The sequence below is a fragment of the Photobacterium sanguinicancri genome (genome assembly GCF_002265265.1).
Taxonomy (GTDB): domain Bacteria; phylum Pseudomonadota; class Gammaproteobacteria; order Enterobacterales; family Vibrionaceae; genus Photobacterium; species Photobacterium sanguinicancri.
Genome location: NZ_NOIF01000040.1, coordinates 21,632 through 32,177 on the forward strand (window position 1 = coordinate 21,632; position 10,546 = coordinate 32,177).

12 protein-coding genes are annotated in these 10,546 nt (G+C 41.6%); 4 read left to right on the forward strand and 8 right to left on the reverse strand.

What is annotated here, in order from left to right:
* Positions 1 to 6: 6 nt before the first annotated feature.
* The 5 genes from ASV53_RS08675 to ASV53_RS08695 all read right to left on the reverse strand — a co-directional run bounded on the left by ASV53_RS08675 (position 7) and on the right by ASV53_RS08695 (position 4,068).
* Complete coding sequence (locus ASV53_RS08675; RefSeq protein ID WP_094956807.1) at positions 7 to 204, reverse strand: formate dehydrogenase subunit or accessory protein; 198 nt, start codon at positions 202 to 204, stop codon at positions 7 to 9.
* Between the two features lie 118 nt (positions 205 to 322).
* Positions 323 to 910, reverse strand: coding sequence for a TorD/DmsD family molecular chaperone (locus ASV53_RS08680; protein ID WP_094956808.1), 588 nt, complete (start codon positions 908 to 910; stop codon positions 323 to 325).
* Between the two features lie 10 nt (positions 911 to 920).
* Positions 921 to 2,585, reverse strand: coding sequence for a 4Fe-4S binding protein (locus ASV53_RS08685; RefSeq protein WP_094956809.1), 1,665 nt, complete (start codon positions 2,583 to 2,585; stop codon positions 921 to 923).
* Between the two features lie 294 nt (positions 2,586 to 2,879).
* Entirely contained in the window at positions 2,880 to 3,626 is a 747-nt protein-coding gene (locus ASV53_RS08690) for a DUF3306 domain-containing protein (protein ID WP_094956810.1), read from the reverse strand.
* Positions 3,616 to 4,068, reverse strand: coding sequence for a DUF3305 domain-containing protein (locus tag ASV53_RS08695; RefSeq protein WP_062690642.1), 453 nt, complete (start codon positions 4,066 to 4,068; stop codon positions 3,616 to 3,618). Before ASV53_RS08695 ends, ASV53_RS08690 begins: the two co-directional genes overlap by 11 nt.
* Before the next feature lie 515 nt (positions 4,069 to 4,583).
* On the opposite strand from ASV53_RS08695, the gene fdhD reads away from it, so the two are divergent.
* The 4 genes from fdhD to ASV53_RS08715 all read left to right on the forward strand — a co-directional run bounded on the left by fdhD (position 4,584) and on the right by ASV53_RS08715 (position 8,426).
* A complete protein-coding gene (gene fdhD, locus ASV53_RS08700) occupies positions 4,584 to 5,492 on the forward strand; it encodes a formate dehydrogenase accessory sulfurtransferase FdhD (protein WP_062690641.1) in 909 nt (302 codons plus the stop codon).
* Complete coding sequence (locus ASV53_RS08705) at positions 5,489 to 6,403, forward strand: substrate-binding domain-containing protein (protein WP_062690640.1); 915 nt, start codon at positions 5,489 to 5,491, stop codon at positions 6,401 to 6,403. The genes fdhD and ASV53_RS08705 overlap by 4 nt, the downstream gene beginning before the upstream one ends.
* Positions 6,404 to 6,714: 311 nt before the next feature.
* Positions 6,715 to 7,242 (forward strand): regulatory protein ToxS, encoded by a 528-nt coding sequence (locus ASV53_RS08710; protein WP_094956811.1) that lies wholly within the window; start codon positions 6,715 to 6,717, stop codon positions 7,240 to 7,242.
* A gap of 203 nt (positions 7,243 to 7,445) precedes the next feature.
* Complete coding sequence (locus ASV53_RS08715; protein WP_094956812.1) at positions 7,446 to 8,426, forward strand: hypothetical protein; 981 nt, start codon at positions 7,446 to 7,448, stop codon at positions 8,424 to 8,426.
* A 54-nt stretch (positions 8,427 to 8,480) separates the two neighbouring features.
* Here ASV53_RS08715 and ASV53_RS08720 read toward each other — a convergent pair whose 3' ends face one another.
* The 3 genes from ASV53_RS08720 to ASV53_RS08730 form a co-directional block, all read right to left on the reverse strand.
* The gene (locus ASV53_RS08720; protein WP_094956813.1) at positions 8,481 to 8,819 is read right to left on the reverse strand and encodes a hypothetical protein; all 339 of its coding nucleotides are present in this window, start codon (positions 8,817 to 8,819) and stop codon (positions 8,481 to 8,483) included.
* A 68-nt stretch (positions 8,820 to 8,887) separates the two neighbouring features.
* Positions 8,888 to 9,193 (reverse strand): hypothetical protein, encoded by a 306-nt coding sequence (locus ASV53_RS08725; protein ID WP_062690636.1) that lies wholly within the window; start codon positions 9,191 to 9,193, stop codon positions 8,888 to 8,890.
* A 308-nt stretch (positions 9,194 to 9,501) separates the two neighbouring features.
* The gene (locus tag ASV53_RS08730; RefSeq protein ID WP_275657091.1) at positions 9,502 to 10,458 is read right to left on the reverse strand and encodes an efflux RND transporter permease subunit; all 957 of its coding nucleotides are present in this window, start codon (positions 10,456 to 10,458) and stop codon (positions 9,502 to 9,504) included.
* Positions 10,459 to 10,546: the final 88 nt, after the last annotated feature.

The window sequence follows — 10,546 nt, forward strand, 5'->3', positions numbered from 1 at the left end:
CTCCGCTTACAAGGTTTCGTAGTAGTCGCGAATGTGTTGCGTTTCGCGATAGCCGTTAGTTTTAGTTTCTTTTGCTTCAGGCTTTTCTACCGTCGCATTTGCAGTTGTTGCAGTACCCGCAACAACTGCACCAGCAGCCACGCTTAGACCAATGTTTTTCAACAATTGGCGGCGGCCTTCATTAGGTTTATTTTGCTCACTCATGGAAGCTTGCTCCTTTATCGTTTTACCCGATTTATCGGGCATCGATAGTTTGTTATAGCTATGGTTACGACCGTTAAGTTAAAAAGCGTGAAACAGAGCTAAGCCCTGCTTCAAGAACTTAAACAAATCGTGTCTGTTCTACAGTCAAAAATTGCAAAGCCAATTCGCCAATAGCAGTGTAAAAAACAGCGCTGTCAGCTGACTTCAAATCGGCGCAAAAACGTTCAAACCATGTCGCGATATGACGGTTAAAGAACGTTTTTTGCAGATGGTCATCGCCCCCTTCCACCAGCATTGCCATTACTTCTAGTAGGGCTGCAATGTGATCTTCCGGTTCTTTTACATTTTCTTCGCGTTGAAACCCAAGTTGAGCCAAATCACGACGAAGATGCGCAAGCGGCATTTCCATCATAGATCCAGTTAAGTACCAAGAACCAAAAGGTACGATCTCGCCACGACCGATACCAATAAACAGATCCTGATATTCTTCCTGAACACGTATTAGGGTTGTTTTTTCAGCCGCTAATTTCACTAAAGGCCAAGTAGCAGCCATGCCTGAAATATGCGGTTGTGGTGTAGCTACATCTAAACTAGAAAGCCAGTTAAGAATATTGTCATCCGGCGCTTTACGCAGCAGGTGCGCAAGCATGGAGTAAATATCTACACGTAGGGTCGTTTCTTCGTTTTGCATTACTTGCTGTTCCATTTGTTTACACCTACACCTTTAGCTGACTTTCAGGATCGCTTTCCATTTGAGAGAAAATGTCACGAACACGACAATCTTCACACATAGATAAACGACGAATTGCTTCACCTTGAAATTGTGAGTGACCTTGTAACTTTTCAGTTAACATTTTCACCATAGAAGCAGGTGCAAAGGCTTTACCACAACTGGTACAACAGGCCGCTTCTTCTTCATGAACAACTTGTGCTTCAGTACGAGCTTGTGCATCCCAATTAAAACCAGGTTTCATTGAAATGACTTTCTCAGGACACGCCTTTTCACACATGCCACACTGAATACAATCTTGTTCTATGAATAAAAGTCCAGGGCGTTCACCTACAGCATGTAATGCACGTGTTGGACAAACTGCCACACAACTCATACACAAAGTACAATCATCTGTTTGGCAATCTACTGAGCCGTAAGGTGCATTCGCAGGCAATTCAGAATGTTCAGGTTTTGCAGGTGAAACATCAGCAAGTAACGTTAACGCAGCAAATAACTTGTCGCGCTTATTTCCTTCAAAACGAGCTTGTGCATCAGTAACCAGTGCAGCCTCGTAAGCATTGAATGATTCCACCTGAGCAAAATCAAACAAAGTAATACGATCTGCTTCAAAACCTAGTTCGGTTAAGAAAGCTTGAGCAATAGCAAGTTCATCAGACAAAACACGATCAATCGTTGCTGGAATGTAATCTGTATTCGTAGCAAGTAGGACTTGATGCGCACCGTATGCCAATGCACTAAACCAAGTATCTACCCCTACAGTTGCAAGCTCTTCAAGTGCTACCGGAATAACAGTTGACGGGAACAGAGCTAATGTACGAATAACAGATGCTTCATCACGATTACCGAAAAACAGAATCGTAGGCGCTGAGCCCCCTTCTGTTTGATAACGATCTAAAAGGCGATACACAAAATGTTGAGTGTTATCAGGATCTGGCAATGCGTAACTAATCGCTTCAGTCGGACATGCAGTTGCACATGTACCAACACCTTGGCAAAGGTATGGATTAATTTCGATAGCATGACCAGTACTGGTTAATGCTCCAGCAGGACAAGCATCAACACAACGATCACAACCGCTAACACCACGCGACGAGTGTGCACAAAGGTCTGGGTTCAAACGAAAGTATTTAGGCTTATCAAATGTCCCTATCATTGCAGGCAATTCTTCAACCAAATCTGCAACAACAGCACCTTTTGCCGTGGCATAATAACCCGGCGCAGGAATTTCAATCTTAACAATGCCTTCAGCCGTCATATCTAAAACAATATCGAAACAATCACGGCCAGTAGCCACTTTTGCTAGATTTACGTTTGTCTCAGAGATAGTACCGTCTACACGACATCTCACATCAAATGCACCAAGGTAACCCTTAACAGATACCTCTTTACTGAAATACAAGTTTGCTACTTTTTCAGCCTGTGCAGACTTTTCAGTCGCCAGTAGGGTTACTGAATTAAGTGTAGAAAATTGTTCAGCCAGTGCGGTAATTGTTAGCTGCTCACCAATGATCAATAAGTTCCCGCGGCTTTCATAAGAAACCGTAGGAGGGATCAGATTCGCTAATTCAACCGTACCTGTAATGGCAGAGAATCGAGCGGCTGCATTTTGATCATTGCTTGCTAGTGCTTCTAGTGTACTTTTTAACATTCTTATTCCTGTGTACTCGTCACCGTTTGTCGATGTCGATTAAAGGTCAGATTTAAAATTCATGAACCTTTGTGCTTCTATAGAGCAATAACCGAACCAACTTTTAACGGAATAAAATGACCTATAAGGAACTAAAGTCGGAAAGGGATACCTTGGTTTACAACGAGTGCGACATATTGTCTCTCGCTATGCACTTGAGTGCGCCAAAATGTCCCGCTAATTTTTACGGGTATTTTTCCCTTTTTGTCCCACTATTGATTTTTTGCTTTATAACCAACTCTTTTAAACTGATTACTAAGCTTTTTTATGAGACTCGACTTCGTTGAGCTGACTTGTTATTTCTTCATTAAGTGAACAATTTGCTGTGGCATCCGTTGTCTCCGCTTCAAGTAAACCATTCGATTCACCATCAGCCGCAAGATCAGTAGGGACAGATGCCTCAACATCTTCTTCACTTAGTGCTTTATCATCTGGTACAACAGCCAATTCATCACGACTTAATGCCGCATGAGCATCTGTCGCCTCTGTTTCTGCTAGTTCTTCTACTTTCTCTGCAACATTGTTAATCCAGCCACGTAGCTGTTTAACAACCGACGTATCAAGTTTAGGTATATTTGAGAAATCTTCCGTATGATCATCCATATCACTGATATAGTTGAATTCATCAGAGTGAAAAAGCTTACTAAGTGCAGCTTTCTTTACCGAACGCTCAACGCCTTCTTTCAAAAATGCAGCAGCACCTGAATCAAAACTCACGCCAGCAACATCGGTTAATGAAGGCAGCGCATCATGTTTATCTTCATCACCAGCATCAAGATTGGGTAATGCAGTACCACCAGCTTCAACGGTATCCACCGGTTCATTACAACAATCTGCATCATGATCAGCTAAGGCACTTTGTTCTGTTATCGCGGATAACTGAGAAGCTTGTAACTCGGGTAACGAATCCGCAGTCAAGCTATCTACTTGATTAGACGTTTCATTTTCTTTTTTTACCGCAAGCTTACGGCTAGCCCAACGCTGAAAAATATTACTTACCACTTGAACGACCTTTACCTTTTCTGTTCTTACACTTCTTACGGCCGCCTTCGATCAACTCACCATGTCGACCTATAAATGCTTCCATCCATGCCTGAACCGGTAACGGCGTCGTGATATGAAGTACCTGATAATCCCCATCCATATAACTACTGGCGACTGATTGAGCCGCGGTTATGTGGACAGGCTTCAATTGCTCGTTTTCTTCTTCACAAACAATGAATAAGTGCGGATCGCGTGAACTTAAGTTAAAGCGATAATCAGAACGTTCATCGCGAAAGAGTTCAAGTGGTAACACATGGCTTTCAGCGGCACGTTGTTCTTCATGCAGCTCAACGTCTTCTATCGACCACGACAGTGTTGACCAGCGTCCAACCTGCTTTTCTTCTGATACTAATCGAAAGCCAATAGGCCAAATCGATTCATTCTTATAGAGATCAGGCACGCTTACTCCTTTATTCTTGAATACATAACTTACACAATAGTCGTGAATGAAAATGAGCAGCATTTCAATTGAATATGCGCCATGCTATTAGCTGCACACAATCGAAAACACGCTATTTCACCATGTACAAAGCAATTATCAGACCAACTTATACACTTACTAAAAATAAAGAATATGATCATTCCATTATAAGATTGGAACAATCCTTGCAAAAGACATAAAGAAGATGAGAACAGAGACTTCAGAGTTAGCTAACTCACGGTTTTGAGATTATCTCGTTACATTGAATGAGAAGAATTATCGATATAGATCAAGAAGTAATCATTCTCTTTCAATACATTCAACGCATAATTACTAAGCCTCTCTCAACATTAAGAGAATAGTCGGCATAAATAAACTTGCCGCACTAATGCTAAGACAAAACCGTATAAGCACTTAGCTTCACAGTGCAGCGAGACAGCTCGCAATAAATCAAAGACACTATTTAGACAGACAACCATAGCTACAGGACATTTATGAATCCACTGCCAAAAATTATTAAAACCAACGCCTCAGTGAAGCAAACCATGACTGTCGATATCATGGACGAATACGGCGATATGATGACCAAAGAAATCGCCTGTGAGCACCCATTAACGGTTTACCTTAATTGGGTTGAAGTCGTGACTTTGATGACCTTAGGTGAACGTCCATCCGCGCTTGTGCTCGGTTATCTTAAAAACCAAGGTCTCATTGCAGATTTAGAGAGTATCGAATCCGTTATTATCGATTGGGACACCAACTCAGCGGCGGTAATTACTAAAGAAGACACAGGTAACTTAGCGAAAAAGCTAGAGAAGAAAACAGTCACCTCTGGCTGTGGTCAAGGCACCATGTTCGGTAACGTTATGAAGAAGTTGGAAGGTGTTACCCTCCCCCAACCTCAACTTCCCCAATCTCAGCTATATGGTTTGCTTGAATCGCTTACTCATCATAATGAAACCTATAAAGCCGCAGGTGCCGTTCATGGCTGCGCCGTTTGTAAAGGCACCGAAATTGTCTCTTTTGTCGAAGATGTAGGTCGTCACAATGCGGTTGATACCTTAGCGGGTGAGCTATGGCTTGCAGGCCAGACGGGCGAAGATAAAATCTTCTATACCACAGGCCGCCTGACGTCAGAGATGGTAATAAAAGTGGCGCAAATGGGCATTCCTATTTTGCTTTCACGCTCTGGGGCAACACAGATGGGCTATGAGCTTGCCCAAAAGCTTGGTATCACTATGATTGCCCGTGCCAAAGGCCATCGCTTCCAAGTGTATAACGGCATGCAGAATCTGATTCTAGATATTAAAGGCAATCTCGACGAACAAGCCAAAAGCTTTAAGTTAAAAGATTCTAAACGTGCTAGCGATAAAGGGAATGATAAGAACGGTGATAACCAATGAGTACCGACTTCCCAGAGTTCATGAACGCCAAGCAAGTGGCTGAATACCTTGATTTAAACGAAAAGAAAGTTTACGCGTTAGCTAATGAAGGTTTGCTGCCTTGTACCAAAATTACAGGTAAATGGCTTTTCCCCAAGGCAATGTTAGATAAATGGCTACTTGAATCCTGCAATAACGGTGTTCAGAACGACCGCTTGTTAATTGCAGGCTCTGACGATCCGCTACTGCAAATGATTGTCGGAAAGATGGCCAACCAACTCGGCAGTACTGCGCTTGTGGGTTACACCTCGACAGGAACTCGACAAGGGCTAGCGATGCTCAGTAAAGGTCATGTTGATATGTGCGCCATCCACTGGGGCAATGCGGAAGAATCAGGGTTACGTCATCCTGCGTTATTGCAACAATACCCAGGGCATAAGAATTGGGTGTTAATCCATGCCTTTGAACGCCAGCAAGGTTTAGTGGTGAATCCAGAAGTCGCGCAGCAATTTGGGGATCGTGAATTAAAGCCACAAGATCTACTCGCTTCTCGTTGGCGATGGGCGCTTCGCCAAGAAGGTGCAGGCAGTATGCGAGCTTTAGAGGAGTGGCTTCATAACCATGCGTTTAATCTCAGTATGCTTACCAAGGTAGATACCTGTAATTCCGAGCGTGAACTGGCGTCGGCGATTGCGCGAGGTCAAGCTGATGTGGGTTGTGCGAGCCAAAGTACCGCTGGCGAATTTGGTTTAGGCTTTATCCCGCTTTGCCGAGAAGCATTTGAACTTGTAATTCCTAAAAATATTTACTTCCGTACTCTGCAACAGCAGTTATTGCAGCAACTTGAAGAAATGGAAATTCAAGTGCGAGGTGAGCAACTTGGAGGGTATAACTTCCAACGTACGGGCAAACAAATGTGGAGTGCGAACTAACGTTATTCGCACCGTCTAATGCCTCGCACACTGACAACAAATCATAATTTACCTTATGGCTAAAATGGGTAGTAAATGACTGGGCAATATACGTCTCATGATTTTGCTACTCACTCTCATCCTTTACTGTGTTTTTACTCAATATTTACCCCCCAGCGCTTACTATTTGCATTCAGCCTATTTCATACTTCTAGAAGATGAATGCAATCATGTCTTTAAAACCATCAATTAATTCAACTCACATAAACGCCCCTAAACCATCGAGAGCCAACAGACTCACCAGCCTAAAAATCAGCACAGTAAAAAAAGTAATGGCTCAGAAGTCGACACCTCTCGCCTTCTCCTGTGTCATCATCACTGCATCAATCGTCATCTTCCCTCAAGAAAGCCTGTACCAATTTTTACTGACGACGAAGCAATGGCAATCCCATACCCAGTCATTCCTTGAGACTCGCCAGCCATCTACTCGCCATGAGCAACAAGACACTCAGAAAGTAAATCAAAAAAGCACTCAACAAGATAAACTCACCAAACTGCACAATGAGCCAACCCGTTATCATATCAACACAGCAAGTCAGATGGTTTTCTTACCCAATAAGCAATACCAAAAAGTCACTGTGGTGAGCTATAGCAGCAATAATCAAAAGCCGAATGAATTTGAATACATGGAAACAGGCACTTGGTCTGTTAGCGGTCAGTATATTGAAGCAAACCCCAGTAATATTAGTGACAACAGCCTAAACAACGACATAGTAAATTTGCTACAGCGTAACAACTTACTTGAAATCAAAACGAAGCAAACCTGTCATTCATGCCACGTGCGTTTTATTAAATCATAGTAATGTTATACATTCTGGCTATCTATGTAACCACGACATCTAATTAACATTACCAATCTATTTTTTATGGCGAGTTATGTGACAGGAATAACTCAATCTATATATTCTTTATCTTTTTATTACCTTACCACCAAACAATCACAGTAAAATTATGCACTTACAAAACAAGAGGGGATTTATAACCTCTCCATTGAAGGCATTTTATGAAAAACAACTTACGCCACTCTATCGCTCTATCAAGCCTACTACTTCTATCTGGCTGTACTCTTGCCCCCGTTGATGAGCGAGTTAAAAGCGATGCTGTCGAATTTGCGGATAACCATCTTACACCTAAAGATGGATACAGCGTGCCCTTACAACAAATGAACGTTGTGACACAAGCTCGGCCCATTCACGAAAATAATCTAGATAACTTCTATATTGGTCGCAAATATCATAATGTTAGCAATGCAGCGCTTGGCTTTGACATTGCTGGCGTCGTTCTTGGTTCATTGAACCCTTTGGAGTTTGGAGCATTTGCTGCCTTAAACATGATGAACCGCACGAGTATTCATGGGCTTTACAGAAACAACATTATGGTAGTCGTTGAACCAGTTGTTGATGGTGATGTTAAAGCCGCTTTAAAGAGAGCTAAAGATCGAAGTATCGAAATCATTCGCAACGCTTACTCATCAATTGATGTAGATTCAAAAGTATACCTTGCGAGTGACCTTGGTCATATTAACCCTTATGATCAATCACTAATCGCACTTTTTGACAAAAAAGAAAAAAATAAAGCGGTTTACTGCTCTAACCCCGATGCTTATCGAGTTATCGAAGAAACGCAAAAATACAGTTATGATGACTTAGGCTGTTATGCGTCAGTGTTTGGTGAAGGCGATATGTTCCTTAATAATACTGAAAATACATTATTCCCAATCGGTAACTTTATTACGATGTTCTCTTCGTTACCGTCCATTACGCCTTTCGAAAAGCTCACTTCAACATCAGAATACGACTGGGTTTATCAACCTAGTTTTAGTTTCTTACCTGAAACACACACAAGAAACATTGCGATCAATAATAAAATTCAAATAGTCGATCACTACAATAATGGTCGTTTAAATGAAAATCCAAGCGTAACTATGTTGAAATCGGGTAAACGAACTTACTTCAATAAAAAAGCACAAGAAGTTGCCATATAATAAAATTAAATAAAAACCAGTAATGATAATTGCTGGTTTATCTAATTAAAATACTTAACTTAAAATTGAAAAACCAACCGCAGCATAAGCTATCAACTTTATCGTGATTAACCAAGCTTGGCTCCACTCGTAATTCAATCTTAGCCACTCAACCAGCTTGCCAATGATTAAGATGAAAGCAACATACAATACAAACATAGTGCCGAAATCTGCGAGGCTTTCGCTACTGGTATACCGCTCGCTACGCCACGGTATTAACCTATGCTCTAGGATGAAGTGCGTATAATCCAGCTCATAAAAAAACTTAACACTACAAAGAAAAGTGACTGTAGCAACAACTTTGAATATTTGCTGAAAGCCTTTTAGCAAGGCCACAGATCCATTTGTCTTCATAAATACACTCAAATGCAAACGCCATAGCTAATTGCTTAGCTATGGCTTAATTTCATCTTAGGGATTTATTAGCTTTTACCGTGAAAAGCAAAACGACTCATTTCTTTCCCTTCAGGTGTTACCGCTTTGTACTTCACTGATTTTGAATGATTCATTGAAAGTGGTACAAATACGCGTCCTTTCTCGTTCGTTTTGAATTCATTCTTACTTTGCGGCACGTTTGTTGCTGATACAACAGCGTCTGCTACAGGCTTTCCATTATCGGTCACTGTTACCCACGCTCCATTTTGTGAGTCAACTACCTTCAATCCAGCGAAAGACATAGAGGAGAAAGCAATAAGCATTGATGCGAGTACGACATTAGACTTTTTCATAATTGAAATCCTATTAGTTATTATCTTAGAACAGGGCTTTGAAGCTGTACGTTCGTTTCCTCTGAACATGAATCTAATATAGCAACTAGAAGGTAAACGCTCGGTAAACTAAGGTAAAGATAATTAAACTTCCTGCAAAATAGGTACCTTAACCAAAATTACTAACCCAAAAGCCAATTAATATTAAACAAGGAAAGTAATATGGCGTAATTAACTGGCATTTTATTTTCCTGAAGAAAAAAGAAAATGACCTCACAAAGACTGTAAGATCATTTCTTATTTCAAATACGAACTCATCACACCAAGTGTTATTTCCCTTCTAGTGAGTTCATTAATTTATTTTCATCTGTCTTCACTTCGATTGAATTGTTTTTTCGCACGTACTTTTCAATTAGCTCATTAATAAACACAAAGAACACAGGCACAAAGAATACAGCCAGTACCGTACCACTGATCATTCCCCCCAAGACCCCTGTTCCAATCGAGTTCTGGATCTCCGAACTTGCGCCTGACGCAATAACGAGTGGAATAATACCGCAAGTAAATGCTAATGAGGTCATCAAGATAGGACGTAAACGCATCTTCGAGGCCTCAATTGTCGCTTCCAGCAATCCTTTTCCTAAACCTCTTTGTATCTGAGCAAACTCGATGATCAGAATCGCATTCTTGGCCGACAGACCTATGATGGTAACCAAACCCACTTTGAAAAATACATCATTCGGCATATTGGCAACCATCACAGCAGCAATCGAGCCAAGAATGCCAAGCGGCACAACCAGAATAACCGCTAACGGTGTCGACCAGCTCTCGTATAACGCTGACAGCACAAGAAAAATGACCAACATAGAAAAGGCTAGCAACATGGTTGTTTGCGATTCCGCTTGTTGCTCTTGGCGCGATAAGCCTGTCCATTCTATTGTGCTGCCTTTAGGTAAACTTGCCACAATCTTCTCAAGCTCAGCCATTGCCACGCCACTTGAAATGCCTTCTGCGGGTGCAACCGACACAGAGACAGACGCGATACCATTAAAGCGAGTTAATTGTAGCGGCGTACTTTTCCAGACAGGTTCTATAAACTCGGACAAATACACCATACCACCGCGATCATTGCGAATAGAGAGCTTCAAAATATCGTCTAAACGCATACGGGATTCGGCATTCGCTTGAATAATCACTTGCTGTAAGCGGCCTTTATTCGGGAAATCATTTACATAGTTTGAACCTAACGCTGTAGAAATCGTTTCACTGATTGAAGTAAAAGACACACCAAGTGCTTTAATGCCGATCAGTTAGCGTAAATATGATCGGTTGAACGATCCTCCAGAGCTGTCAAAATCCAAGTGTAATTAATGC